This is a genomic window from Kribbella sp. NPDC050459, assembly GCF_040655315.1.
GTDB lineage: Bacteria > Actinomycetota > Actinomycetes > Propionibacteriales > Kribbellaceae > Kribbella.
The window spans coordinates 385153-410108 of record NZ_JBFAJQ010000002.1 but is presented as its reverse complement, the minus strand read 5'-3'; the positions used below and the strand labels follow the sequence as shown (position 1 = coordinate 410108).

23 protein-coding genes are annotated in these 24956 nt (G+C 69.8%); 16 read left to right on the top strand and 7 right to left on the bottom strand.

Annotated features, from left to right (window positions below; all coding sequences use genetic code 11):
* The first annotated feature begins 10 nt into the window (after nucleotides 1–10).
* A complete protein-coding gene (locus AB0I12_RS07805) occupies nucleotides 11–1375 on the top strand; it encodes an MFS transporter (protein ID WP_359926131.1) in 1365 nt (454 codons plus the stop codon).
* Here AB0I12_RS07805 and AB0I12_RS07800 read toward each other — a convergent pair.
* Nucleotides 1357–2283, bottom strand: coding sequence for a GNAT family N-acetyltransferase (locus AB0I12_RS07800; RefSeq protein ID WP_359926128.1), 927 nt, complete (start codon nucleotides 2281–2283; stop codon nucleotides 1357–1359). The two genes, AB0I12_RS07805 and AB0I12_RS07800, sit on opposite strands and share 19 nt — an antisense overlap.
* A 127-nt stretch (nucleotides 2284–2410) precedes the next feature.
* Here AB0I12_RS07800 and fdxA point away from each other — a divergent pair, with 127 nt between their 5' ends.
* Nucleotides 2411–2737 carry a ferredoxin gene (fdxA, locus tag AB0I12_RS07795; RefSeq protein ID WP_012923087.1) on the top strand — a complete coding sequence of 109 codons (327 nt, stop codon included), beginning with the start codon at nucleotides 2411–2413 and terminating at the stop codon, nucleotides 2735–2737.
* A 45-nt stretch (nucleotides 2738–2782) separates the two neighbouring features.
* Here the strand turns inward: fdxA and AB0I12_RS07790 are convergent, their stop codons facing one another.
* Together AB0I12_RS07790 and dapD are read right to left on the bottom strand one after the other, a co-directional pair.
* Nucleotides 2783–3760 (bottom strand): hypothetical protein, encoded by a 978-nt coding sequence (locus AB0I12_RS07790; protein WP_359926125.1) that lies wholly within the window; start codon nucleotides 3758–3760, stop codon nucleotides 2783–2785.
* A 100-nt stretch (nucleotides 3761–3860) separates the two neighbouring features.
* Nucleotides 3861–4799 (bottom strand): 2,3,4,5-tetrahydropyridine-2,6-dicarboxylate N-succinyltransferase, encoded by a 939-nt coding sequence (gene dapD / locus AB0I12_RS07785; RefSeq protein ID WP_359926122.1) that lies wholly within the window; start codon nucleotides 4797–4799, stop codon nucleotides 3861–3863.
* 53 nt (nucleotides 4800–4852) lie between these two features.
* Between dapD and AB0I12_RS07780 the strand changes: the two genes are divergently transcribed.
* The 3 genes from AB0I12_RS07780 to AB0I12_RS07770 are packed head-to-tail and all read left to right on the top strand — an operon-like array spanning nucleotide 4853 to nucleotide 9670.
* Complete coding sequence (locus AB0I12_RS07780) at nucleotides 4853–5683, top strand: phosphotransferase (RefSeq protein ID WP_359926119.1); 831 nt, start codon at nucleotides 4853–4855, stop codon at nucleotides 5681–5683.
* On the top strand, nucleotides 5680–6573 hold the full coding sequence (locus AB0I12_RS07775; protein ID WP_359926116.1) for an NAD-dependent dehydratase: 894 nt from the start codon (nucleotides 5680–5682) through the stop codon (nucleotides 6571–6573). Before AB0I12_RS07780 ends, AB0I12_RS07775 begins: the two co-directional genes overlap by 4 nt.
* 19 nt (nucleotides 6574–6592) lie before the next feature.
* Nucleotides 6593–9670, top strand: coding sequence for a GH92 family glycosyl hydrolase (locus AB0I12_RS07770; RefSeq protein ID WP_359927737.1), 3078 nt, complete (start codon nucleotides 6593–6595; stop codon nucleotides 9668–9670).
* Between the two features lie 38 nt (nucleotides 9671–9708).
* On the opposite strand, the gene AB0I12_RS07765 is transcribed toward AB0I12_RS07770, so the two are convergent.
* The 3 genes from AB0I12_RS07765 to AB0I12_RS07755 all read right to left on the bottom strand — a co-directional run bounded on the left by AB0I12_RS07765 (nucleotide 9709) and on the right by AB0I12_RS07755 (nucleotide 12374).
* Nucleotides 9709–10707 (bottom strand): LacI family DNA-binding transcriptional regulator, encoded by a 999-nt coding sequence (locus tag AB0I12_RS07765; protein ID WP_359926113.1) that lies wholly within the window; start codon nucleotides 10705–10707, stop codon nucleotides 9709–9711.
* Between the two features lie 69 nt (nucleotides 10708–10776).
* A complete protein-coding gene (locus tag AB0I12_RS07760; protein WP_359926111.1) occupies nucleotides 10777–11715 on the bottom strand; it encodes a ribokinase in 939 nt (312 codons plus the stop codon).
* Entirely contained in the window at nucleotides 11712–12374 is a 663-nt protein-coding gene (locus tag AB0I12_RS07755) for an SIS domain-containing protein (RefSeq protein ID WP_359926108.1), read from the bottom strand. Before AB0I12_RS07755 ends, AB0I12_RS07760 begins: the two co-directional genes overlap by 4 nt.
* 230 nt (nucleotides 12375–12604) lie before the next feature.
* Between AB0I12_RS07755 and AB0I12_RS07750 the strand changes: the two genes are divergently transcribed.
* The 5 genes from AB0I12_RS07750 (at nucleotide 12605) to AB0I12_RS07730 (ending at nucleotide 18778) form a co-directional block, all read left to right on the top strand.
* Entirely contained in the window at nucleotides 12605–13966 is a 1362-nt protein-coding gene (locus AB0I12_RS07750) for a sugar ABC transporter substrate-binding protein (RefSeq protein WP_359926106.1), read from the top strand.
* Between the two features lie 65 nt (nucleotides 13967–14031).
* The gene (locus AB0I12_RS07745; protein ID WP_359926103.1) at nucleotides 14032–14919 is read left to right on the top strand and encodes a sugar ABC transporter permease; all 888 of its coding nucleotides are present in this window, start codon (nucleotides 14032–14034) and stop codon (nucleotides 14917–14919) included.
* Nucleotides 14909–15706, top strand: coding sequence for a carbohydrate ABC transporter permease (locus AB0I12_RS07740; RefSeq protein WP_359926101.1), 798 nt, complete (start codon nucleotides 14909–14911; stop codon nucleotides 15704–15706). Before AB0I12_RS07745 ends, AB0I12_RS07740 begins: the two co-directional genes overlap by 11 nt.
* 9 nt (nucleotides 15707–15715) lie before the next feature.
* Nucleotides 15716–16741: a glycoside hydrolase family 172 protein gene (locus AB0I12_RS07735; RefSeq protein WP_359926098.1), complete on the top strand. Its 1026-nt coding sequence runs from the start codon at nucleotides 15716–15718 to the stop codon at nucleotides 16739–16741.
* A gap of 3 nt (nucleotides 16742–16744) precedes the next feature.
* A complete protein-coding gene (locus AB0I12_RS07730) occupies nucleotides 16745–18778 on the top strand; it encodes a DUF4185 domain-containing protein (protein WP_359926095.1) in 2034 nt (677 codons plus the stop codon).
* Here AB0I12_RS07730 and AB0I12_RS07725 read toward each other — a convergent pair.
* Complete coding sequence (locus AB0I12_RS07725; RefSeq protein ID WP_359926092.1) at nucleotides 18775–19440, bottom strand: maleylpyruvate isomerase family mycothiol-dependent enzyme; 666 nt, start codon at nucleotides 19438–19440, stop codon at nucleotides 18775–18777. The two genes, AB0I12_RS07730 and AB0I12_RS07725, sit on opposite strands and share 4 nt — an antisense overlap.
* Before the next feature lie 62 nt (nucleotides 19441–19502).
* Between AB0I12_RS07725 and AB0I12_RS07720 the strand changes: the two genes are divergently transcribed.
* The 6 genes from AB0I12_RS07720 to AB0I12_RS07695 all read left to right on the top strand — a co-directional run bounded on the left by AB0I12_RS07720 (nucleotide 19503) and on the right by AB0I12_RS07695 (nucleotide 24866).
* Entirely contained in the window at nucleotides 19503–20090 is a 588-nt protein-coding gene (locus tag AB0I12_RS07720; RefSeq protein ID WP_359926090.1) for an ABATE domain-containing protein, read from the top strand.
* Between the two features lie 10 nt (nucleotides 20091–20100).
* Nucleotides 20101–20784, top strand: a complete 684-nt coding sequence (locus tag AB0I12_RS07715; protein WP_359926087.1) for a VOC family protein — start codon at nucleotides 20101–20103, stop codon at nucleotides 20782–20784.
* Nucleotides 20781–21845 carry a succinyl-diaminopimelate desuccinylase gene (dapE, locus tag AB0I12_RS07710; RefSeq protein ID WP_359926085.1) on the top strand — a complete coding sequence of 355 codons (1065 nt, stop codon included), beginning with the start codon at nucleotides 20781–20783 and terminating at the stop codon, nucleotides 21843–21845. Before AB0I12_RS07715 ends, dapE begins: the two co-directional genes overlap by 4 nt.
* A gap of 37 nt (nucleotides 21846–21882) precedes the next feature.
* Nucleotides 21883–22740 carry a TIGR00730 family Rossman fold protein gene (locus tag AB0I12_RS07705; protein ID WP_355700324.1) on the top strand — a complete coding sequence of 286 codons (858 nt, stop codon included), beginning with the start codon at nucleotides 21883–21885 and terminating at the stop codon, nucleotides 22738–22740.
* A 54-nt stretch (nucleotides 22741–22794) separates the two neighbouring features.
* Nucleotides 22795–24159: a DivIVA domain-containing protein gene (locus AB0I12_RS07700; RefSeq protein WP_359927735.1), complete on the top strand. Its 1365-nt coding sequence runs from the start codon at nucleotides 22795–22797 to the stop codon at nucleotides 24157–24159.
* 146 nt (nucleotides 24160–24305) lie between these two features.
* Entirely contained in the window at nucleotides 24306–24866 is a 561-nt protein-coding gene (locus tag AB0I12_RS07695) for a DNA-3-methyladenine glycosylase I (RefSeq protein WP_359926081.1), read from the top strand.
* Nucleotides 24867–24956: the final 90 nt, after the last annotated feature.

Sequence of the window (24956 nt, the reverse complement as noted above, 5' to 3'; positions counted from 1 at the left end):
TTCCATCGGCGTGCTGCTCACTCGTAACCGCGGTGCGGTTCTCGCTGTTCTGCTCATCGGTCAGTTCATGGCCAACATCGACACCGCGGTGGCCAACATCGCGGGGCCCTCGATCGGGACCGACCTGCGGGCGTCCCCGGGGGCGGTCGGCCTGGTCGTCTCCGGGTACGTCGTCGCGTTCGCCGTTCTGCTGATCACCGGCGCCCGCCTCGGGGCGTCGCTCGGTTACCGCAGGACGTTCCTGCTGGGACTCGCGGTGTTCACCGCTGCCTCGCTCGCCTGCGGTCTCGCGCCCGGGATCGGCGCGCTGGTGGTCGCACGGTTCGTCCAGGGGGCAGGCGCCGCGCTGATGGTTCCGCAGGTCCTGAGCGGCATCCAGCTGCACTTCGAGGGACGTGACCGTCTGAAGGCCCTCGGCTACTTCTCGATCGCGCTCTCCGGTGGCGCCGTCGCCGGCCAGCTGCTCGGCGGCGTCCTGATCGCGGCCGATCTGTTCGGCACCGGCTGGCGGCCGATCTTCCTGGTCAACGTCCCGATCGGCATCGCGCTCGCGGTCGCCGGCCGTCGTCTGCTCCCGGCCGATCCGCCGGGCCACCGCGACCGGTTGGACCTCGGCGGCGTACTCGCCTTGTCCACAACGGTTCTGCTCGTCGTCCTGCCGCTCCTGCTCGGCTCCGAACGCGGCTGGCCTGCCTGGTCCTGGGTCTGCCTCCTGCTCAGCGTCCCGTCGCTGGCGCTCTTCGAGTACGGCGAACGCCGCACAGCCGCCCGCGGCGGCCGCCCGCTCGTAGCGCGCCAAGTGATCCGGAACCCGGCGGTCCGCGCCGGTCTGCTCGCCCACGGCTGCACCAGCGGGACGTACTTCGCGTTGCTGTTCGTCCTGGCGTTGTACCTCCAGGACGGCCTGCACAAGGGCCCTGCGTACTCGGGCTTCGCCATGGTCGTCTGGGTGGCTGCGTTCGGTCTGGCGGGACCTGTCATCCCCAGGCTGCGCAGGGGAGCGCACTGGATGCCCGTCGTGGGCTGTCTGGTGCTGGGAGCCGGCTACCTGAGCGTCCTGGCCTATCTGCTGCTCGGCGGTCGCAGCGGCCCGCTTCTGTTCGCTCTGCTCGGCGTCGGCGGGCTGGGGCTCGGTATCAGTGCCAACACACTGATCGGTGCCATCACGTCCAGCCTGCCGGCGCAGTACGCGGCTGACCTGTCGGGTGTCGTCGCCACCAACGCACAGCTGTCTGGAGCGCTTGGCGTGGCGCTGGCTGGTTCGACCTATGCTGCACTCTCTGACGACCCTAGAGGGGCCTTGGCGGTCGTTCTAGCGGGGTTTCTCGTGCTGACGCTGGTCGGCGCGGCCGCGGCTCACCGGCTGGTCAGATAGCGGTACCTGTACGCCTCGTGGTAGCCGAGACGCGTGTACGTCGTGATGGCCGGCGTGTTCTCCAGCAGCACCTCGAGGTACGTCCGCCGGCCGCCGTGGGATCCCGCCCAGCGCGCGAGCCCCTGCACGATCGCCGTACCCAACCCGCGGCGCCTATAGCTGTCCGCCACCCGGATCGCGTCCACACCCAGCCAATGCCCAGTCATCGAGCCCCGCCCGACCGCGGCCATGACCCCGTCCACGACGACCGCCGCGAACATCGCCTTCGGCGCCCCTTCGAGGACCTTCGGCGCCACGTCCGGCACCGGGCCCTCGAAAGCAGCCGCGTACCACGCGTCGTCCGGCTGCTCGGCCAGCTGGACGTCGTACCCGGGAAGCCCGTTCACGTGGTCCAGCGTGGTGTGCATGACGAGTACGTCGGACTGCTCCGGGCGTGCGTCGACCCAGCCGAGAGCACGGATCTCCTTGTCCTGCGGGCTGTCGACGCGGACCAGGGCCTGTGGCGGCAGGTGGCGCTCGCGGTAGAAGTCCTCGGCCCGGGACAGCGCGTCGGCGACCGGCAGGCCGGGGTCGCCCGCGGGCAGGAGCGAGTTGCCGCGGCCGGTCCAGCCGGAGGATGCTCGCAGCAACCAGTGACCGACGTACGCCGTCTCGACGGCTGGGCGGCCCAGTGCGGTCGTCAGGAAGAGCTGGTCGACGTCCACCGGGCGGAGCGGCATCTCGGGGATCGTTTTCGCGGCCGTCACGTCCGCGGCCGGGATCTCGTGCACCGTGCCGTCGGCGTGCCGGACCGCGACCAGTTCGGGGGTCCGGGCCTGCAGGACGCCGATGACGTCGGTCAGGCCGCCCGGTATCCGGTGCCGGACGACGACACGGTGGCCGATATCACGGGCACTGAGGCCTGACACGATCCGGACTCCTGGCAGAGTGGGCGACGTACTACCGTGATACTAGAGACACCAGAGACACTGAGCACCACCGCATCGCAGCACCCCAAGTCCAGCGCTGCGCTTGCCTGCCATAGGAGGAGTAGCAGTGACCTACGTCATCGCGCAGCCGTGTGTTGACCTGAAGGACCTCGCTTGTGTCGAGGAGTGCCCCGTCGACTGCATCTACGAGGGCAACCGGATGCTGTACATCCACCCCGACGAGTGCGTCGACTGCGGAGCCTGCGAGCCGGTCTGCCCGGTAGAAGCGATCTACTACGAGGACGACACCCCGGAGCAGTGGAAGGACTACTACACGGCGAACGTCGACTTCTTCAACGACCTGGGCTCGCCCGGCGGCGCGTCCAAGCTCGGCAAGATCGACAAGGACCACCCGTTCATCGCCGCGCTGCCGCCACAGGAGCACGACGAGTAAGCAGTTGGTTGCACGGAGTAGGGCGTCCTTCGGGGCGCCCTCCTTTTATTGCTCGAGCACGTCGACGTGGACGTGGTCCAGGTGCCGGAGGATCTTCGGGTCGCCGGACCGCTCGGGCGGGGTGTAGTCGCGCCAGCCGGAGTCCGAGCGTCCGCCCGCGGTCCAGATCTTGTCGCTGAAGATGACGGTCTTGATCTTCAGCAGGTCCGCCCGGGCGACCAGGTACTGCGCCATCGCCCAGCCCTTCGTGGTGTTGGCGGCCGAGATCGGCCGGACGAACACGTCCACCGCCCGCCCGTCGTAGTGCGCCGACCCCTCCATGTGGCCGGTCCGCACCCCGCCGACGGCGTACCCGCCGGTGGACACCTTGCCGAACGTGCGGGCCAGGTCCTTGCGGACGGCCTCCGCGCGCGGCGTCAGCCCGTTGGGGCCCATCACCTCGGCCGGCACCGAGTCGGTGTTCACGGTGCAGCTGAAGACGCTCTTCGACTGCCCGGTCAGCGCCGACGCCAGCACCCGGGCGTCCGCCTCGTGGTCGGCGTACGCGTTCGGGAACGCGCTGCGCTGCACCTTGTCGGCGGCGACCGTGATCGCGAGCTTCTGGTAGTTCTTGATCTTCACGAGCGCGTCGTAGAACTTGCCGCTCGCGTAGTACGGGTCCTGGACCTGCTGCGCCGTACCCCAGCCCTGTGACGGCCGCTGCTGGAACAGGCCGAGCGAGTCCCGGTCACCGTGGCCGAGGTTGCGCAGGCCGGACTCCTGGTACGCCGTGGCGAGGGCGATCGTCGCCGCCCGCGCCGGCAGCCCGCGGCGGACGGCGATGCCCGCGATGATCGCCGCGGACTCGGCCTGTTCGAAGTCCACCACGACCATCTGCCCGTTGACCGTGGCAGTGCACTCCTCGGTCGGCGGCAGCAGCTTGCCGACGTGCTTACCGCCGAGCCAGGCGATCCCGACGCCCACCACGAGGCTGAGCACGCCAATGGCCCCCACGGCCACCAGGGCACCACGCTTCACCGCCATACCGCTCCCAACGTCCAAGGGCGGGTGACAGGTTCCTGTCCCACGGACAGGTTGACGTGCTAAGCCTCACGCCGGTTGGCGAAGTCATACTTTCGAACGATCAGGCGTTCGCGTGCAGCGCCTCGTTGAGCGTGATGCCCTCGCCCTTGCGCGGGCGGGCCTCGACGGCGCCGGTGACGGAGTTGCGGAGGAAGAGCAGACCGGGCTGCCCGGACAGCTCCCGGGCCTTGACCACGGCGCCGTCCGGGAGCGTGACCTTGGTGCCCGCGGTCACGTACAGCCCCGCCTCGACCACGCAGTCGTCGCCGAGCGAGATGCCGGTGCCGCCGTTCGCGCCGAGCAGGCAGCGCTTGCCGATCGAGATCACCTGCTTGCCGCCGCCGGACAGCGTGCCCATGATCGACGCGCCCGCGCCGATGTCGCTGCCGTCGTCGACCACGACGCCGGCGACGATCCGGCCCTCGACCATCGACGTGCCGAGCGTGCCGGCGTTGAAGTTCACGAACCCTTCGTGCATGACCGTCGTGCCCGCGGCCAGGTGCGCGCCGAGCCGGACCCGGTCCGCGTCGCCGATCCGCACCCCGGACGGTACGACGTAGTCCGTCATCCGCGGGAACTTGTCCACGCTCGTGACGCTCAGGTGCTTGCCCGCCGCACGGGCGCGCAGCCGGACGCTCTCGATCTCGTCGACCGGGACCGGGCCGAGCGACGTCCACGCGTTGTTCGGCAGGGCGCCGAAGACGCCGTCCAGGTTCACGCCGTGCGGGCGGACGAGCCGGTGGCTCAGTAGGTGCAGCCGCAGGTACGCGTCCGCCGTACCGCTCGGGGCGTCGGCCAGGGCGATCTCGGTCGCCACCACCGCACGCCGGACCTGGCGGAGTTCGTCGTTGCCCTCCGCCGCGACCAGCTCGGCCGGCGCCTTGGCGTCGTCCGGCCGCGTCCCGAGCGCGGGCGCCGGGTACCAGACGTCGAGGACGTCCCCGGCGGTCGTAACGGTGGCGAGGCCGAAGCCCCAGGCGTGCGTGGCGTTCTCCGTCATACCCACACCCTAATTCGGCAGCGCCGGACGACGACGCGTGGTCTACTTTTCGGATGCTTCCTGCGTGGGTTCCGGGACGGGTGGTTCTGGAGGCTCTGGGTGCTCCGGCGGAGGACGCGGTGCACGGCGAGCTGTTGCGGCAGTGGGGCTCGTCCGAGGTGCGGCGGCTGTCGTACGGTCTGCGCAGCGTGATCGTGAAGCACGGGACCGACACGCAGTTCGGCGAGGACGCGGCGTACGAGCGGTTCGTCGTACCGCTGGAGCTGCCGGCGCCCCGCCTGCTGTACGGCGGTGACGGCGTGATCGTGCTCGAGGACGTCGGCCGGGTGACGCTGGAGCAGGAGCCGACCGCGGACGGGTTCCTCGCCGCCGCCGACCTGCTCGCCGGGATCCGCGGCCGGGCGGTGCCGGGGCCGAGCGGTTTCCCGCCGGAGCGTGTGAAGGAGCTGGCCGGCCGGATCGGCCGGGTCTCGTTCGACATCGCGCCGCTGACCGAGGCGCTGGCGGCGCTGCACCGGCAGGCATCGTTGAGTGTCGTGCACGGCGACTTCGTACCGAAGAACCTCGTCACCGACGGGACCCGGTGGACCGCGGTCGACTGGCCGCTGGCGTACGTCGCCCCGCACCTGAGCGACCTCTACACGCTGGTCCGCGATGCCGTTGCCTTCGGCTACGAGCGCGGGCCGATCGTGGCGCGGTACGTCGAGGCCGCCGGGGAGGACTCGTTCCTGGTCGATCGGCAGCTGCTCGTCGGCGGCGCCTGCTTCTGCCTGCTCGCGCTGACGTTCGTGGTCGAGGAGGGGGTGCGGACGATCCCGGAGTCGGAGGGCTGGATCGATCCGCTGCTGGCCGAGCTGGCGGATCTGGTGGAGCAGCTGTCGTGAGGCTTCTCGTCCTCGGCGGCACGAAGAACCTCGGGCGGCACGTCGTCGAGGCCGCGCTCGCGGACGGCCACGAGGTGACACTGTTCAACCGCGGCCGGACGAATCCCGCACTGTTCCCGTCGGTCCGCCGGATCGTGGGCGACCGCGCCGCGCCCGAGGCCCTGGCGACCGGCGAGTGGGACGGCGTGATCGACATGTCCGGCTTCCTGGTCCGCGACGTCGCTCTGACCGCGGCCGTCCTCCGTGACCGCTGCGAGCACTACACCTACATGTCCTCTATCGCGGTGTACGCCGACCGGATCACCCCCGGGATGACCGAGACCGCGCCGCTGCTGCCGTGGCCGGACGGCGCCCCCGAGGACCATTTCACGATGGACCTCTACGGCCCGTCGAAGGTCCGCAACGAATCGTTGCTCACCGCCACCTTCGGCGACCGCGCCGCCGCCGTCCGCTCCGGCTTCGTCGTCGGCCCCTACAACCCGGACTTCGGCAACTGGGGCTGGGCGCTGGCGCACGGCCTCCCGATGGAATGTTCCGCCCGCCCCGGCCAGCCGGTCCAGTACATCGACGCCCGCGACCTCGCCGCCTTCCTGCTGCACCTCACGACGCGCCGCGTGCCGGGCCCGTTCAACGCGGTCGGCCCGACCCACACGCTCGCGGACCTGGCCGCCGTCTGGCAGTCCGTCGTACCCGACCCGAAGCCGGTCGACTGGTCACCCGCCGTGGACCGCTTCCATCTCCCGCACGACGGCTCCAACGACGGCACCTTCCAGCTGACCAACACCCGGGCCCGCGCGGCCGGGCTCACCCTCCGCCCAGCCGCCGAAACCGCTCGCGACTACGTGGCCTGGGTCCACGATGGAAACATCCCTCCGGAGCCGCCGCACTGATTCGTAGGATTGCGGCGTGATGATCGAGACCGGTGGTGGACCAGGTGGACCGACCAGCCCGCGGGCGGGGTTCAGTGCGGTGGACGGGACGCGGTACTCCGGGACGAGCGGCGGGCGGCAGGAGGCCGAGCTGCCGGGCGCCGGGGGAGTGGTCGCCGCGGGGGACCGCTTGCGGTACAAGATCTACCCGGAGCTGGACGCGGGGCTGACGTACGCCGCGACGTACGCGGCCGTCGAACTGATGTTCGCCGACGGGACCCGGCTGGACGGCGCCCGGGACCAGTACGGGAAGGCGGCCGACGCGGCGAGCCAGGGCGCGGCGAAGATCCTGTACGCCGACCAGTGGAACGACGTACAGGTCGACCTGACCGCGGCCGCCGGCCGGACGATCGCGCAGGTGCTGCTCGTGGTCGACGCGCCGCAGGCCGGGCACGAGTTCGCGGGCTGGATCGACGACGTCGAGATCGGCCCGGCGCCGGCGGAGCCCGACGGCTCGGACCTCGCGGCGTACGTCGACACCCGGCGCGGGACCAACGCCAGCCACGACTTCTCCCGCGGCAACACGCTCCCGATCACCGCCTGGCCGAACGGGTTCAACTTCCTCACCCCGGTCACTAACGCCTCGACGCACCGCTGGCCGTACGAGTACCAGCGGGCCAACAACGCGGACAACCGCCCCGAGCTGCAGGGGCTCACGTTCTCGCACCAGCCGAGCCCGTGGATGGGCGACCGCGATCAGCTGACGATCATGCCGGTCGCCGCCGCCGAGCCGCTGGGCGATCCGGCCGAGCGCGCCGCCGCGTTCAGCCACGACGACGAGACCGCCCGCCCCGACCTGTACGCGGTCGCGCTCGCGAACGGCGTCCGCGCGGAGCTCGCCCCGACCGACCACGGCGCGATCTTCCGCTTCACGTTCCCGGCCGGCGCGCCCGGACGGCACCTGGTCTTCGACACCATCGACGAGCACGGTGCCTTCGCGTACGACGGGAACGCCGTCACCGGCTGGGTCGAGAACGGCTCGGAGTTCGGCCGCACCCGGATGTTCTGCTACGGCGTGTTCTCGAGTGCGCCGACGGCCTTCGGCGCCACGTCGGGCGGCCGCGACAACGCCCGCGCCGCGAGCTTCGACGCCTCCGAGGTGACGTTGCGGATCGCGACGTCGTTCATCGGGGTCGATCAGGCCCGGCACAACCTGGAGCTCGAACTCGAAGGCCGCTCGTTCGAGGAGATCCAGGCCGCCGCCAACGCGATCTGGAACGAGCGGCTGCAGGTGATCCGCCCCGAGGGCGCGACGCCGCCGCAGCTGCTGACCGTGTACGGCAACCTCTACCGCCTCAACCTCTATCCGAACTCGCACTTCGAGAACGTGGCGAGCGCGGAGAACCCGGACCATCGGTACGCGAGCCCGGTCCTGCCCACCGAGGGCGAGGCCACTGACCAGGTCACGAACGCAGTGGTCAGGCCCGGCAAGATGTACGTGAACAGCGGGTTCTGGGACACGTACCGGACCGCCTGGCCGGCGTACGCGTTCTTCTACCCGGCCCTGGCCGCCGAGCTGGTGGACGGGTTCGTGCAGCAGTACCGCGACGGCGGCTGGATCGCCCGCTGGTCGTCGCCGGGCTACGCGGACTGCATGACCGGGACGAGCTCCGACGTGTCCTTCGCGGACGCGTACCTCAAGGGCGTGGCGTTGCCGGACCCGCTGGCGACGTACGACGCCGGCCTGCGGAACGCGACCGTCGCGCCGGAGGCGACCGAGGTCGGGCGGAAGGGCGTCGAGACCGGGTTCTTCGCCGGCTACGTGAGCACGGACACCGAGGAGAGCGTGTCCTGGTCGCTCGAGGCGTACCTGAACGATTTCGCCCTCGCCGAGATGGCCACCCGCCTGGCCGACGTCCATCCCGAGCGTCGGGCGCAGCTCCTGGTCGAAGCGGAGTACCTGCGCCGCCGGTCGCTCAACTACGTGCTGCTGTTCGACCAGGACATCGACTTCTTCCAGGGCCGCCGGCCGGACGGGACCTTCGCGAAGAGCCCGGAGAGCTTCGACCCGGAGGAGTGGGGCGGCGACTTCACCGAGACCTGCGGCTGGAACTTCGCCTTCCACGTCGCCCACGACCCGCGCGGCCTGGCCAACCTGTACGGCGGTCGGCGCGGCCTGGAGGCCAAGCTCGACGCGTTCTTCGCGACGCCCGAGCTCGCCACGAAGAAGGGCACCTACTCGATCGTCATCCACGAGATGCTCGAGGCGCAGGCGGTCCGGATGGGCCAGTTCGGCTTCTCGAACCAGCCCGCGCACCACATCGCCTGGATGTACAACTACGCCGGCGCCCCGGCCAAGACGCAGGCGATCGTCCGCGAGGTCCTCGACCGGCTGTACGTCGGCGAGCAGATCGGGCAGGGGTACCCGGGCGACGAGGACAACGGCGAGATGTCCGCCTGGTACCTGTTCGCCGCCCTCGGCCTCTACCCGCTCCGCGTCGGCGCGCCCGAGTACGCGATCGGCTCGCCGCTGTTCCGGCGGACGGTCGTGGCGCCGATCGGCGGCGCACCGCTGACGATCACCGCGACGGGTGCCGAACACCCTTATGTGCAAGAGGTCCAGGCAGACGGCAAGCAGTTGGCCGTAGCGTCGATCACCCACGAGGCATTGACGACGGCCGGCCGGCTCGACTTCACGCTGGGAGCCGAGCCGTCCGACTGGGCGACCCTGGAGTCACCGCCCGCACTCACCCAGGACGACGCTGTCCCGGTGCCGCTCGTTGATCTCGTCCCGGTCGACGCCGGCAACCCGCTCTTCGACGACACATCCGCCACGGAGACGGTTGTCGACCAGAGCGTCACGTGGTCGCTGCCCGCGCCCGCAACGCCGACCCTCTACACCGTGACGTCAGGCTCCGGCCCAGCGCCGACCACCTGGCAGCTGGAAGGCTCCACGGACGGCACCACCTGGACCGTCCTGGACTCCCGAGCCGGCGAGACCTTCACCTGGCCTCGCCAGCTTCGCCCCTTCACCATCGAGAACCCGGGCGAGTACGAGCTGTACCGGCTGACCACCGCCACGCCGGTCACTCTCGCCCAGCTGGAACTCTTCCACTGATCCTCCCCGCCGATCGTCACGACTCGACGCGGTGTGGGTCAGGTCTTGGGGGCGGAGGTGGCTCGGATGTGGAGCTCGGTGCGCAGGGTGACGGTGGACGGCGGGCGGCCGGGGGAGGCGGTCCGGTCCTTCAGCAGCAGGCCGGCGGTGCGGCCGAGCTCGTACGTCGGCTGGGCGACTGTGGTCAGGCTGGGCACGACCAGGTCCGCCCACGGGATGTCGTCGAAACCGACGATCGCGATGTCGTCGGGCGCCCGCAAACCCTTGCGCGCCAAGCACTCCAAGGCACCAACAGTCATCAGGTTGTTGGTGGCGAACAGCGCCTCGGGCGGATCGGCCAGCTCGAGCAGGCTCTCCATCGCGGCGTACCCGCCGGCCTCGCGGAAGTCGGCGTGCCGGACCAGGTCCTTGTCGTAGCGGATCCCGCCCGCCCGCAACGCCGAGCGGTACCCGGCGAGCCGGTCCATCGCGGTCGAGACCTTGCGCGGCCCGGTGATACAGGCGATCCGCCGGTAGCCGCCGTCGATCAGGTGTTTGACGCCCTCGAAGGCGCCGTGCTCGTTGTCGACCAGCACGGTGTCGGCCTCGACGCCCTCGACGCGGCGGTCGATCATCACCATCGGGATCTTCGCGTCGGCGAGCAGATGCACGCCCTCGGCGGTCGACGTCGGGGAGATCACCACCCCCGCCATCTGGTCGGTCAGCACCGCCGACGCGTACGCCGCTTCCTTCGCGGCGTCCTCGTCGGAGTTGCAGAGCACGACGTGGTATCCCTCGGTCTGCGCCACGTCCTCGAGCCCGCGGACCAGCGAGGTGAAGAACGGGTTCTCGATGTCGGAGATGACCACGGCCCACAGGTTCGTCGACGACTTCCGCAGGTTCCGCGCGACGCCGTTCGGCCGGTAGCCGAGCTCCGCGACCGCGGCCCGGACCTTCGCGGACAGCTCGGGATCCACGTTCCGCCGGCCGCTCAGCACCCGGGACACCGTCGCCGGTGACACGCCCGACCTACGCGCGACGTCGTAGATCGTCGTCATACCCGCTCCCCGCTGGAGATCCGATGGTCGTCTGGATCGCACTCTAACTCCGATCCGACCGAAAGGATCTCATGAGGCGGAGGTTGCGCCGTCCAGCAGTGCCAGCGCTGCCGCGTGGGAAGGCGCCGAGTCCGCGGCGCCGTTCACAGTGGTCGACAGGGCACCGGCCGCGTTCGCCAGCCGTACGGCGTCCACCAGGCCGGCCCCGTGTGCGAGCGACGCGGCCAGCGATCCGCAGAACGCGTCCCCGGCGCCGACCGTGTCGATCGTGTCGACGTCGTGGGCGGCGATCCGTTCCTCGAACCCGCCGGCCCGGTCCAGTACGTAAGCACCCCGGGACCCCAGCGTCACCACGCAGGCGCGCAGATCCCAGTCCTCGGCGAGCTTGCGGGCGATCATCGGCACCTGCGACTCGTCGTCGCAGTCCAGCCCGGTGAGCGCCGCCGCCTCCACCTCGTTCGGCACCAGGATGTCGACGTACCCGGCCAGCGTCGGGTCGACCGGGCCGACCGGGGCCGGGGTGAGGATCGTCGTGACACCTGCGGCCGAGGCGAGCCGGAGGGCGGTGTGGCTGGCCTCGACCGGGAGCTCGAGTTGCACGCTCAGCACCTTGCTCGACGTCAGCACCTCCCGCGCGGCCTCGACATCCGGCGCGGTGATCGCCGCGTTCGCACGGGACACGATGATGATCGAGTTGCCGCCGTCGGGCAGCACCAGCGGCAGTCCCACGCCGGTCCCCAGCGACGGGTGCCGCACGACCCACGAGGTGTCGACCGCGTTCGCCGCCAGCAGTTCGAGGAACTCCTCGCCGTACCGGTCCTCGCCGATCGTCCCGACGATCGCGGTCCGGGCGCCCATCCGGGCCGCCGCGATCGCCTGGTTGACGCCCTTGCCGCCGAGGAACTCCGCGAAGCCGGTGCCGTGCAGCGTCTCGCCCGGCAACGGCCGCCGCTCCGCCGACGCGACCAGGTCCTTCATGAACGATCCGAGCACGCACACCTCCGTCATGCCTGGTCCTCCAGCAGACGCTTGCCCAGGGCACCGGACGGGTGGAAGCGCGCGAAGTCGTGATGACTGAACTCCCGCAGGACGACAAGGGCGCAGGCCAGCGCGTCGCCCATCGCGAGGGACGCCGTCGTCGACGCGGTCGGCGCCAGGTTCAACGGGTCTGCCTCGCGGAGCACCATCGTGTCCAGCGTGTACGTCGCCAGCTGCGCCAGGGTCGACTCCTCGCGGCCGGTCATCGCGATCACCGGGATGTCCCGTTGCCGCAGCATCCGCACGAACGCGCACACCTCGGCCGTCTCGCCGGACGCCGACAAGGCCAGGACGAGGTCGCGTGCCGTGACCGCGCCGGAGTCCCCGTGCAACGCGTCGCCGGAGTGGATGAACGTCGCCGGTGTCCCCGTACTCGCCAGCGTCGCGGCGATCTTGCGGCCGACGAGGCCGGACTTGCCGAGGCCGGTCACCACCAGGTGGCCTTCGCAGCGGGCGACCGCGGTCAGGACCTCCAGGAAGACCCCGTCCAGCCGGTCGGCGAGCGCCGACACGGCCGCGGCCTCGGTCTCGATGGCGTCCCGCGCCGCTTGCAGTCCCCGTGCCACCAGGTCCCTGGACAGCTCGTCGGCCGTGCGGTGGGCGGACGCACGGTTCGGCACAACTGGCATCCCAGCGCCTCTCATCTCAGAAATCGATTTCCGCAGATTAGGCAGCAGGGCCGGGACGTGTCAACGTCTGCACCCAGGTCGAATCCCTTGTGTGCAGGCGGGAATCCGGCGAGTTGACCACATCGGCACCCCGCCGCCCCTTGACCGGCATGGCGGCTACTCGTAAATTGCGAGAAATCGATTGCCCTCGCACCACGGCTAGACCGTTCGAGACACCCCCTGGAGCACTGATGGCCGCAACACCGTCCCCTGCCAGGCAGTTCAGCCGCCGGTCCGTCCTGCGCGGCGGGCTCGGCGCCCTCGCCGCGTCCGCGGCCGGCGTCCCGTTGCTGTCCGCCTGCGGCGGCAACTCCTCCGGCGGCGACGCCAAGGAGATGTCGTTCTGGAACTTCTACGGACCGTCCGACGACCAAGGCCCGCAGAGCAAGTGGTTCGTCGACACCGTCGCGGAGTGGAACAAGAACAACGACGTCAAGGTCAAGCTGCGCTACATCCCCGGCAAGGACTACCTGAACGGGACCACGCTGCAGACCGCGTTCCAGTCCGGGCAGGGTCCGGACATCTTCCTGATCAGCCCCGGCGACTTCCTGCGCTACTACAACGGCGGCGTCCTGCAGGACCTCGGGTCCGCGCTGTCGGAGGAGTCCAAGAAGGACTACCTGCCCGGCCTGCTCGAGGCCCGCAGCGTGGACGGCAAGGTCTACGGCCTGCCGATGGAGATCGAGCCGCTCGCGCTGTACTACAGCGAGGCCGCTTTCGAGAGCGCCGGCCTGTCCGAGGCGGACCTGCCGAAGACCTGGGACCAGACCCTCGCCGTCGCGCAGAAACTCACCAACAGCAAACGGTACGGCGTGATGTTCGAGACGCTGCCCGGCTACTACCAGAACTTCACCTGGTACCCGTTCCTGTGGCAGGGCGACGGCAACGCGATCAAGGACGGCAAGGCCGCCTTCGACTCGCCCGCCGCCGCGCAGGCGCTGCAGTTCTGGGGCGACACGATCAAGAACAAGGTGGCTCCGCGCAAGGCGCTCGGCGACGGCGGCGGCGACGTGGTGTCGAACCTCGGCTCGGGCGCGGCGGCGATGCAGCAGAGCGGTATCTGGGCAGTCGCCGACCTGCGTGCGAAGGCGAAGAACTTCAAGTACGGCATCATCCCGCACCCGACGCCGGACGGCGGCAAGCCGGCCACTGACCTCGGCGGCTGGGCGTTCGTCGCGAACTCCAAGGGCAAGAACCCGGAGGCCGCGGCGAAGTTCATCGCCTGGGCGCTCGGCTCCACCGACGAGGCCGGTGTCGAGCGACAGCGGCAGTGGAACACGGTCGTCAAGACCAACGTCCCGCCGCGCAAGTCCGTGCAGGAGGCCGCCGACGCCAAGGGCGCGTTCGGCGAGGGCGTGCTGAAGAAGTTCGTCAGCGAGATCGCGCCGACCGGCAAGCCGGAGCCGCGGTTCCCACCGGAGGTGTACCAGCCGATCGCGGACGCGATCCAGGCCTGCCAGCTGAACGCGGCCGATCCGGCCAAGGCGGCGGCCGACGCGGCCGAGAAGATCGACACGTTCCTGAAGACCTACCAGGGCGCGCCGATCAGCTGATGGTGACCACAACCGCTCCTCCGTCCGAACCCAGGGCTCGCGTGCGGGCGTTGCCGAAGGCGGGGATGACGAGGAAACGGCGCGAGGCACTGGCGGCGTACGCCTTCCTCGCGCCGGACACCCTCGGTCTGCTGATCTTCGTCGCGATCCCGATGGTGCTCGCCTTCGGCGTCGCGTTCTTCAAGGTCGACGGCTTCGGCAACTATCAGTACGTCGGTCTGGCCAACTACAAGCTGATGGCGGGCGACGACCAGCTGTGGGCGTCGTTGAAGGTCACCGCGACGTATGTGGTGACGTTCGTGCCGATCGCGTTCGTGGTGAGCTTCGCGCTGGCCATGCTGGTTCGCAACCACTTCAAGGGCATCGGCTGGGTCCGGTCGGCGTTCTTCCTGCCGAACGTGGTCAGCCTGGTCGTGGTCGGCCTGATCTGGCAGTTCCTGCTCGTCGACAAGCGCGGCGCGCTGTCCAAGATCCTGGCGCCGCTCGGCCTCGGCGACGTGTCGTTCCTGGGGACGCCGTCGCTCGCGCTCGGCACGTACGTCGTGATCAGCGTCTGGTTCCTGATGGGCTACCAGATGCTGGTGTTCCTGGCCGGCCTGAAGGACGTGCCGAAGGAGCTCGAGGACGCCGCGGCCATCGACGGTGCGGGCCCATGGCAACGATTCCGGTACGTGATCTGGCCGCTGCTGCGCCCGACCAGCTTCTTCGTCGTGGTGAACTCGACGATCGGCGCGGTCACCGGCCTGCAGGCGTTCGACCTGGTCTTCGTGCTGACCAAGGGCGGTCCGGCGCGCGCGACCAGCACGGTCGTGCTCTACATCTACGAGCAGGCCTTCACCTTCAACAACATGGGGTACGCCGCCGCGCTGACCACCGTGGTCGTCGCGATCCTCGTCGTCTGCACCGGCCTGATGTTCGGCTTCACCCGAGGAGGTCGCTTCGATGAGGATTAGAGTCCTGCCGGTTGTCGCGCACGTCCTGGCGGTGATCGCGATCCTGCCGCTGCTGTGGATCCTGATCAGTGCGCTGAAACCGGCCGAGGAGGTGTTCGACTTCGGGTGGCCGGCGCACTGGACGCTGGACAACTTGCGGTACGTCCTGCTGAAGATCCCGATGCCGCGGTTCATGCTGAACTCGGCGATCGTGTCCGTGGCGGTTACCGTGATCGCGCTGTTCTTCCACTCGATGGCGGCGTACGCGCTGGCCCGGCTGCGGTTCCCCGGGCGCGGGATCATCTTCTCCGGCATCATGTCGACGCTGCTGGTGTCGCTGCCGGTGATCCTGGTCCCGCTGTTCCTGGTGGCCAAGCAGCTCGGTCTGCTGGACAGTTACGCCGGTCTGATCGTGCCGAGCATCTTCCACGCGTTCGGGATCTTCCTGCTCCGGCAGTACTACCTGAACATCCCGCGGGAGCTCGAGGAAGCGGCCGACCTGGACGGCTGCGGGTACTGGCGGCGGTACTGGAGCGTCATCCTGCCGCTCAGCCGCCCGGTCCTCGCGTCGCTCTCGGTGCTGTTCTTCCTGGCCAACTGGAACGCGTTCCTCTGGCCGCTGACCATCACCCGGAACCCGGACCTGCGGGTGATCCAGCTCGGCGTCTCCGGCATGCAGGGGCAGTACGCCTCCGCGTGGAACCTCATTCTCGCGGCCGCGGTGATCGCGGCCGTCCCGACGGTCGTGGTGTTCGTCGCGGGCCAGCGCCGGCTGGTCGACGCGATGAAGACGACCGGCCTCAAGTAAAGGGCGTATATGTACGGCGACTATGGCAGCAGTCTGCGTGATCTGCCCCGGCTGCGGGACTCAAAGCGGCGCAGAGCGTCCAGTTGGGACCGCACCGGCGGCAACGACGACCGGTTGACGATCCGTCCGGGTGAGACCGCCGTCCTGGCGGACATCGAGGGACCGGGATCGATCAACCACATCTGGTGCACCGTCGCACGAGACAGCCCGTGGGGGCCGGACGAGATGGACGGCGACTACCTGCGGAAGCTGATCCTGCGCATCACCTGGGAGGACTCCGACCGGCCCAGTGTGCTCGTGCCGCTCGGTGACTTCTTCGGCGTCGGGCACGGGAAGACGGTCAACTTCGTGAGTGCGCCGCTGCAGATGAGCCCGCAGGACGGGAAGGGCTTCAACTGCTGGTTCCACATGCCGTTCGCGTCCCGGGCGCGGGTGGAGATCGTCTCGGAGCTGTCCGCGGCTCCGGTGTTCTTCTACTACTACGTCGACTACGAGCTGTTCGACGGCGCGCAGGACGGGCTCGGGTACTTCCATGCGTCGTACAACCGGCAGCAGCCCACCGACGGGGTCGAGCAGGGCGACGAGACGCTGCGGCAGTACCAGGTGGAAGGCACCAACCTCACCGGCGACGGGAACTACGTCGTCCTCGACACCGAGGGCAAGGGGCACTACGTCGGCTGCGTGGTGAGCATCCGGAACCTGCGCGAGTCGGCCGAGTGGAACTGGTACGGCGAGGGCGACGACATGATCTTCATCGACGGCGAATCGTTCCCGCCGTCCTTGCACGGCACCGGCACCGAGGACTACTTCAACACCGCGTGGTGTCCGAGCGAGGCGTACTCGGCGCCGTACCACGGGATCACACTGCCCGGTGGACCCAACTGGAGCGGGGAGATCTCGCTGTACCGCTTCCACATCGAGGATCCGATCACGTTCTTCCGCAGCATCCGCGTGACCATCGAGCACGGTCACGCCAACAAGCGCAGCGACGACTGGTCGTCGGTCGCGTACTGGTACCAGACCCTGAAGGGATAGCTCATGAAGCGTGGGGCCTTGCTTGCTGTCCTCCCGCTGGTCTTCGGATCGGCGGCGCTGTTCACTCAATCCTCTGATTCCTCGCCCGCTCCGGTCGCTGCCTCGGCTGGGATCGGCACCGCTCAGGTGGAGTCGAAGGGCAGGCCCAGCCCGAGCGACGGCGACCTGTGGCCGTCCTGCTGGGCCGGCAACGACAAGCTGTACGCCGCGAACGGCGACGGCAAGGGATTCAGCCTCGACGGGGACTTCGCCGACATCGCGGTCAGCGAGATCACCGGTACGCCGGGAAACTTGTCCGGGGCAACGATCTCGAAGGGCAACCAGGTCGGGTCGATCTGGAGCGGCGCGGGATACAACCGCAAACCCACCGGGATGGTGTGCGTCGGGGACACGATGTACCTCGCCGTCCAGGACCTCGCGCTGGACTTCAACGACGTACCGGCGGCGACGATCCTGAAGTCGACCGACCACGGCCGGACCTGGACCTGGGACAAGTCGAAGCCGATGTTCGCGGACCACGTCTTCACGACGATCTGGTTCGCGGACTTCGGGCGCGGCGGGGCGCTGGCGCCGGACGGATACGTCTACGCGTACGGACTGGACGGGAACTGGCGGGACTCGTTCGACGACACCGTCGCCGATCCGCAGTCGGTCTTCCTGGCGCGGGTGCCTCGCGGAAGTGTTCAGGACCGCGGCGCGTGGAAGTTCTACACCGGCGCCGGATGGTCCTCGAAGATCGCGGACCGCAGACCGGTGCTGACCGACACGCGGCGGTTGTACGCGCAGACGTACGGGACGAACGCGTCCAACCTGAGCGTGATCAGCCAGGGCGGCGTGACCTACCTGCCCGCGCAGAAGCGGTACGTGTACACGTCCTGGACGGAGTACACGTTCGAGTTCTACGAGTCGCCGACGCCGTGGGGACCGTGGAAGCACTTCCTGAGCAAGGACTTCGGCGGGTATCCGTGGTCGACCTCGAAGTACGGCGGCTACGGCGTCACGATCCCGTCGAAGTTCGTGCAGCCCGACGGCGAGACGATGTACGTCCAGGCGAACGTCTGCCCGTGCGGCGGTGGCGGGATCGGCACGTCGGTCTACAACTTCAACCTGCGCAAGCTGGTGCTGACCCCGTCCGCCGGTACGCCGGCCTCGAACCTGCCGGGACCTGAGAACCTCGCGACGACCGGCGCTGTGGCGATCTCCAAGTCGACGCAGTCGGGCAGTCTCGCGCTGATGAACGACGGCGCTCGTACCGGGAGCGAGTCGGACTTCGACGACGAGGTCAAGGGCGCGTCGTGGTGGGGCTACGAATGGCCCGCGAAGTACAAGGTGAACACCGTCGAGTTCACCTCCGGCGCGGTCTCGGCGGAGGGCGGCTACTTCACCGGCCGGCCGCGGGTGCAGGTGCGCCACAACGGGCAGTGGATCGAGGTCGGGTCGCAGACCGTGTCCCCGGCGTACCCGGGTGACGCGTCGGCCGGCGCGAACACGACGTACACGATCACGTTCCCCGTGCAGGAGACGGACGGGGTCCGGGTGATCGGTCTGCCCGGCGGAACGCGGTCGTACTCGACTGTTTCCGAGCTGGCGGTCCGTTACGTCTCGCAGCTCGCCGACGGCGGATTCGAGGGCACCGGCGGCGGCAAGCCGGCCTGGCTCTTCGAAGGCACCGCGGCCAACGGCGTCGACCGCGGCCTCGGCTTCGCACACTCAGGAGCCAACAACGGCTGGATCCGGTGCACGTGTACAGGCTGGAGCGCGCTCTACCAGACCGTCCCTGTGGTCCCGGGCGCGACGTACACCTTCGGCGCCTGGGTCAACGCGTCGGCGAACCTCCCCGCCGATCAGGGCCGCTTCGGCATCCGCGCCGGGACACAGGACCTGGCCAGCAAGACCTTCGGCGCCGGCACCGGTTACGTGCACCACGAGGTCACCGTGAAGGTTCCGCCCGACGTCCACGAGTTGACCGTCTACGCAGGTTTCAACGCGCCGAACAAGGACACCTGGATCCAGGTGGACGACTTCACGGTCAGCTAAGGCCAGGGGAGGAGCTCCGGTGCCGGGCCTGTGATCGGGCCCGGTGCCGGCCGGCCGGCGTACCAGGCGGTGAGGTCGGTGAGTGCGCCTTCGAGGGTGACGGTCTCGCCGGCGCCGTTGTCCCAGGTGACGGTGGGGGACTTCAGGACCAGGTGGACGTCGTCCGGGGTGCGCGGGCGGAGGAAGTCGAGCAGGTGCAGACAGAAGTCCTCGGACCACGCGGTCGGCGTGATGCCGAGGTTCAGGTCCGCGGTGTGGATCGTGAGTTCCCGCCAGGTGGCCTGCAGGCCGGCCGAGAGATTGCTGTTGCGGTGCAGGATCGGGAGCGGCCAGTCGGTCGGGCCGACCTTGTCCCACGCGTCGAGCAACGCGGTCACGGCCTGGTTCAGGTGCGCTTCGAGCTCCGCCGCGGAGCGGTCCGCGCCGGCCTCGATCGCGGCGTCGCGCGCGGGGCGGCCGCCGTCGTACACCTCGACGAGCCGGCCCTGGAGCGCCTCCTCGACCTGCCGCGTCATCGCCTCGGAGAAGTTCGCGATGTGCGTGATCACGTGCCCGCGGGACCAGCCGGGCAGCACCGAGTCGCCGCGCGCGGCGGCGTCGTCGAGATCTGCCGTCAGCGCGAGCAGTTGCTGGGCGGTCGCACGTACTTCGTTCAGGGCCACAGCCGCGACCCTAAGCGATGGATTCACATGGCAGCAAGCGACTTTCCCATTAGAATCCCCGGATGAACAACCTGGCCTTCGCCCTGGCCGCCACGATCAAGCACGACGGGCACGGCGGAATCGATGACCTGTTGTCCACTCCGGAAGAGGCGGCCGTCTGGCTGGCTGACCACGCGGAGCTCGTCGCTGAGGTGCTCGGGCGGCGGGTCGGGCCGGCGGCCGTGGAGGCCTGGCCGGAGCTGGTGGGGATCAGGCGGGCGGTGCGGGCGCTGTTCGCCCGAGCGGTGGCGCCGGGAGCGCCGAGCAAGGCCGACGCGGACCGTTTGATGGATGCCGACGCGGCGGTCCGGATGGTGAACCGCGCGGCAGACCGGTTGGGGAGCCAGCGGCTCGAGTGGCCCGCGGACGGCGAACCCGTCGTACGGCGGGTCGCGCGCACCGAGGATCCCGTCGCGCTGGTGACCGGCGCCGTCGGGCGGTCGGCGATCGACTTCCTGGCGGGTCCGGACCGGGCCCGGCTGCGGGCGTGCCCGGCGGCGCGGTGCGTGAAGTACTTCCTGCAGGACGATCCGCGGCAGACCTGGTGCTCGCCCGCCTGCGGAAACCGGGAACGCGTCAATCGCCACTACCGCAGGCGCACCGCCGGATAGCCTGGTCGTCATGACCATCGCGCGTTTCAAGGACCTCTGCGTCGACGTGTCGTCGCCGAGCGAGATGGCCGCGTTCTGGGGCCGGGTGATCGGCCTCGCGACCCCCGCCGACAACCCGAACGTCCTGGTCGGCGACGCCCCCGAGAAGACCGTCTGGATGTGCACGGTCCCGGAGAAGAAGACCGTCAAGAACCGGGTCCACCTGGACGTCGTCACCGGCGCGGTCGCGGACCTGGAGCGGACGGGTGCGGAGGTGCTGACCCCGGCGAGCGAGCAGCAGCGGTGGACGGTGCTGACCGATCCGGAGGGCGGTGAGTTCTGCGGGTTCGTGCGCGAGACCGTCCCGGCGTACCGGCTGATGGAGCTCATCGTCGACTCGGCCGACCCGCAGGCACAGGCCCGGTGGTGGGCGGGCGTGGTCGGCGGCGAGTTCTCGACCCGCCCGGGCCGGCCGTACTACTGGATCGAGAACGTGCCCGGGATGCCGTTCAAGTACTGGGTCTTCGTGCCGGTCCCGGAGCCGAAGACAGTGAAGAACCGCGTGCACTGGGACGTCACCGCCCCCGCCCTGCAGCCGGTCCTCGACGCGGGTGCGACACTGCTGCGGCCCAAGGACGACGAGATCGGCTGGCACGTCTGCGCCGACCCCGAGGGCAACGAATTCTGCGTGTTCCTGCCCCCGGAGGCCTCATGAAGCTGGATCTGTCCGCGTCCGCGTCCGACCTGACCGAGGCGCTGGTCAACATCTCCTCGGTCAGCGGCACCGAGGAGAAGCTCGCGGACAAGGTCGAGAAGGCGCTCTCGGCGTACCCGCACCTGAAGGTGTTCCGGCACGGCAACACCGTCGTCGCCCGCACCGACATCGGCCGCGCCGAGCGCGTCGTCCTGGCCGGCCACCTCGACACGGTGCCGCTCAACGACAACCTGCCCGCGCGCCGCGCCGACGGCCTGATCCACGGCCTCGGCGCCTGCGACATGAAGGGCGGTGTCGCGGTCGCGCTCCGGCTCGCCGCGACCGTCGACGCGCCGAACCGCGACGTCACCTACGTGTTCTACGACTGCGAGGAGATCGAGGCCGAGCGGAACGGCCTGCTCAAGCTGACCCGCTCCAACCCCGAGCTGCTCGAGGGCGTGTTCGCGGTCGTGATGGAGCCGTCCAACGCGGTCGTCGAGGCCGGCTGCCAGGGCACCATGCGGATCGAGGTCAGCACCCTCGGCGAGCGCGCGCACTCGGCCCGCTCGTGGATGGGGTCGAACGCGATCCATGCCGCGGGCGAGGTGCTCGCCCGGCTCTCGGCGTACGAGCCGCGGCGGGTGCCGATCGACGGCCTGGAGTACCGCGAGGGGCTGAGCGCGGTCGCGATCGCGGGCGGCGTCGCGGGCAACGTCGTACCGGACCTGTGCACGGTCACGATCAACTACCGGTTCGCGCCGAACCGGTCCGAGGCGGAGGCCGAGGAACACCTGCGCGAGGTGTTCGAGGGGTACGACGTGGTCGTCACGGACTCCGCGCCGGGCGGACTCCCGGGGCTCGAGCGGCCCGCGGCGGCGGCGTTCCTGCAGGTGGTGGGCGGCGAGCCGCAGCCGAAGTTCGGGTGGACGGACGTGGCGCGGTTCACGCTGCTCGGCGTACCGGCGGTGAACTACGGCCCCGGCGACCCGCTGTACGCGCACAAGCAGGACGAGTTCGTGCCCGAGGCGGAGATCGAGCTGTGTGAACAGCGGCTGAGGAGTTGGTTGACAGACCGCGCGTAGCCGGGCCGGGCTACCGCCCAGGCAATAACCTGGAAGCATGTCAGAACCATCGATCCACCCCGACCGTCCGGTCGGCCAGCAGCAGCGCGGGCCGATCGTGATGCGGCGCAAGCAGGTGCAGCACTCCACCTCCGAGCAGCGGCTGCTGGACAGCCGCGGCCCGTCGGACTGGGTGCACACCGATCCCTGGCGGGTGCTGCGGATCCAGTCGGAGTTCATCGAGGGGTTCGGCATGCTCGCCGAGCTCGGCGCCGCGATCAGCGTGTTCGGCTCGGCGCGCACCAAGGTCGAGGACCCGATGTACGCCGCCGCCGAGGAGTTCGGGCGGAAACTGGTCGGTGCCGGGTACGCCGTGATCACCGGCGGCGGGCCGGGCGTGATGGAGGCCGCGAACAAGGGCGCCTCCGAGGCCGGCGGCGTGTCCGTCGGGCTCGGCATCGAGCTGCCGTTCGAGAACGGCCTCAACGAGTGGGTCGACATCGGTATGAACTTCCGGTACTTCTTCACCCGGAAGACGATGTTCGTGAAGTACGCCCAGGGGTTCGTGGTGATGCCGGGCGGGTTCGGCACGCTCGACGAGATGTTCGAGGCGCTCACGCTGGCGCAGACCCGGAAGGTCACGTCGTTCCCGGTCGTGCTGTTCGGCACGTCGTACTGGGGCGGCCTGGTCGACTGGCTGCGCACCACGATGCTCGAGGACGGCAAGATCTCGGCCGCCGACCTGGACATGTTCATCGTCACCGACGACGTCGACGAGGCGATCAGCTACATCGTCAAGGCCGGCGAACTGGCCGACGAGGCCGCCGAGGAGGCCGCCGAAGCCGCTGCCCGCGAGGTGGACGCCGCCAACGATCCGGCCCGCCGAGCCCACCGCCTGGGCTCCGACGGGAGCTGAAATCCTGGGTGTTTTCGCGGTTGACTCGCCCGGCATGGCACGATCGGTCCCGTGATGTGGTTCTTCGGGCTGATCGTGGTGCTGTTGATCGGGGCTGTCGCGGTAGTCGCCTCGGGTCGTTGGGGTGCCATGAACACGGCGTACGACGACCGGCCCGACATGACCGTGCCTGCCCGGCAGGCACTCACGTCCACCGACATCGAGTCGGCCCGCTTCGCGGTCGGCGTCCGCGGCTACCGGATGGACGAGGTCGACACCCTGCTCGAACGCGTCGCCAAGGAGGTCGCCGAGCGCGACCGCCGCATCGCCGACCTCGAACGCGCCGTGGCCCCCATCGTCGAGGCCCCCGACGGCCACGGCTTCACGTCCCGCCCCTACGACCCCGCCGAATTCGAAGACACCGGCACCCAGCCCCCCATCCTCGTCGGCGGCGACTTCCCGGCCGACGACCCCGCGGACGCCCCTGGCAGCACCAGCGGCACGGCAGGCGCGGATGGACCGGGTGGAACGGCGCACGAGGCGGGCAGCGCTGACGACGCGGATGAAGCCAGCGGTCCGGCAGGCGCGGCTGGATCGGGCGGGTCGGCGCACACGCCGGGTGGCGCGGATGAAGCCAGTGGTACGCCGTCGTCGGCGGCAGGCGCGGCTGACGGCGCGGACGGACCTGGCGGTACGGCGCAGGCGGCGGGTGGCGCTGCCGGCCCAGGCGGTGCGGCGCACGCGGCGGGTGGCGAGGACGAAGCCGGCGGTACGGCGGGCGCGGGCGGCAGTGAGGATGGACCGGCCGGGTCGGCGTACGCCGCGGCCGGAGACGACGGCCCGAGTGGAACCGGCGGTACGCCGTACGCGGCGGGCACAGCTGGTCCCGGCGGGTCGGCGTATGCGGAGGCAGGGGACGCCGACGAGCCGGAGACGAGCGAGCTGCCGCGGGCGAGCCGTGCGGCTGCCGATGAGTACGAGCGCCTGCAGGCCGAGGCCCGCGCCGTACTGGAGGCCCAGTCCCAGCCCGTCAGCCCCCGCCGCACCCCAGCCCCGCAACAGCCGGCTGGGGAGTCGGCTTCGTTGACGCCCGCGCAACGGTACGACCAGCTGGTGCAGAACCAGCGGCCGGCACCCAGCCAGTCCGCACCCGCCGAGCCGGAGCCCGACAGCCAGACCGCAACGCACTGGACGTCACAGCCCCGGCAGCAGGAGCAGGCCCGCGACACCCAGGCGACGGAGCAGGCGCCGGACCAACAGAGCCCGCAGCAGCAGGAGCAGGGCGGCGAGACTCAGGCGACCGAGCAGGCGAAGCAGCAGACCCCGCAGCAGCAGGGTGGGGTGGAGGCGGCTAACGGTGCGGCTGGGGATGAGGAAGGGTGGCGGTTCTGGCCGCCGGCCGATCAGGCCGGCGAAGGTGCTTATCACCGGCCTAGCTGATCGGCAGGACGGCTAGCTGTCACGCAGCCGTTTGTAGTTCTGTCGGTGGGGTCGGGTTGACTGGGGGCATGGTCTTCACACATCGGGAGCGCACGGTGCGACACCTGGGGCGCGTTGGCGTCGGTCGGGGTTTGTGGGGTGCGGGTATGACGGTGGTCGGGCCGGACGGGCTGGCGCGGTGTGGGTGGGCGACTTCCGCGCCGGAGTACGTCGAGTATCACGACACCGAGTGGGGCAAGCAGATCCGCGACGACCTCGGGCTGTTCGAGCGGATGACGCTCGAGGGGTTCCAGTCGGGCCTGTCGTGGATCACGATCCTGCGCAAGCGGGAGAACTTCCGGGCCGCGTTCGCGCGGTTCGATCCGGAGACGATCGCGAAGTACGACGATGCGGACTTCGAGCGGCTGATGGCCGACCCCGGGATCGTCCGCAACCGGCTGAAGATCAACGCGACGATCTCGAACGCCCGCGCGCTGCTCGACCTGGCCGACGGCGAGTTCACCGAGCTGCTCTGGTCGTTCCGTCCGGCGAAGCACAAGGCGCCGAAGACGCTCGCCGACGTGCCGGCCACGACGCCGGAGTCCGTGGCCATGTCGAAGGCGCTGAAGAAGAAGGGTTTCGTGTTCGTCGGACCCACCACGGCGTACGCGTTGATGCAGGCCACCGGCATCGTCAACGACCACTTGACGACCTGTATAGCCCGGTAAATCTCGTGCACGTGCATCTGCAAAAGGCAGCTGCATAAGGCTCTTTGGGGAAATCAAAAGACAAACGGCTGAATGAGTTGTGCTCCGGCC

Bases quoted from the DNA above. Each gene is read 5' to 3' on its own strand.
- AB0I12_RS07790 (WP_359926125.1), bottom strand. From the start codon at position 3,760: ATGGCGGTGAAGCGTGGTGCCCTGGTGGCCGTGGGGGCCATTGGCGTG.
- AB0I12_RS07695 (WP_359926081.1), top strand. From the start codon at position 24,306: ATGACGGTGGTCGGGCCGGACGGGCTGGCGCGGTGTGGGTGGGCGACT.
- AB0I12_RS07745 (WP_359926103.1), top strand. From the start codon at position 14,032: ATGACGAGGAAACGGCGCGAGGCACTGGCGGCGTACGCCTTCCTCGCG.
- AB0I12_RS07780 (WP_359926119.1), top strand. From the start codon at position 4,853: ATGCTTCCTGCGTGGGTTCCGGGACGGGTGGTTCTGGAGGCTCTGGGT.
- dapE (WP_359926085.1), top strand. From the start codon at position 20,781: ATGAAGCTGGATCTGTCCGCGTCCGCGTCCGACCTGACCGAGGCGCTG.
- AB0I12_RS07750 (WP_359926106.1), top strand. From the start codon at position 12,605: ATGGCCGCAACACCGTCCCCTGCCAGGCAGTTCAGCCGCCGGTCCGTC.
- AB0I12_RS07735 (WP_359926098.1), top strand. From the start codon at position 15,716: ATGTACGGCGACTATGGCAGCAGTCTGCGTGATCTGCCCCGGCTGCGG.
- AB0I12_RS07770 (WP_359927737.1), top strand. From the start codon at position 6,593: ATGATCGAGACCGGTGGTGGACCAGGTGGACCGACCAGCCCGCGGGCG.
- AB0I12_RS07740 (WP_359926101.1), top strand. From the start codon at position 14,909: ATGAGGATTAGAGTCCTGCCGGTTGTCGCGCACGTCCTGGCGGTGATC.
- AB0I12_RS07765 (WP_359926113.1), bottom strand. From the start codon at position 10,707: ATGACGACGATCTACGACGTCGCGCGTAGGTCGGGCGTGTCACCGGCG.
- AB0I12_RS07705 (WP_355700324.1), top strand. From the start codon at position 21,883: ATGTCAGAACCATCGATCCACCCCGACCGTCCGGTCGGCCAGCAGCAG.
- AB0I12_RS07730 (WP_359926095.1), top strand. From the start codon at position 16,745: ATGAAGCGTGGGGCCTTGCTTGCTGTCCTCCCGCTGGTCTTCGGATCG.
- AB0I12_RS07760 (WP_359926111.1), bottom strand. From the start codon at position 11,715: ATGACGGAGGTGTGCGTGCTCGGATCGTTCATGAAGGACCTGGTCGCG.
- dapD (WP_359926122.1), bottom strand. From the start codon at position 4,799: ATGACGGAGAACGCCACGCACGCCTGGGGCTTCGGCCTCGCCACCGTT.
- AB0I12_RS07755 (WP_359926108.1), bottom strand. From the start codon at position 12,374: ATGCCAGTTGTGCCGAACCGTGCGTCCGCCCACCGCACGGCCGACGAG.
- AB0I12_RS07720 (WP_359926090.1), top strand. From the start codon at position 19,503: ATGAACAACCTGGCCTTCGCCCTGGCCGCCACGATCAAGCACGACGGG.
- AB0I12_RS07715 (WP_359926087.1), top strand. From the start codon at position 20,101: ATGACCATCGCGCGTTTCAAGGACCTCTGCGTCGACGTGTCGTCGCCG.
- AB0I12_RS07700 (WP_359927735.1), top strand. From the start codon at position 22,795: ATGTGGTTCTTCGGGCTGATCGTGGTGCTGTTGATCGGGGCTGTCGCG.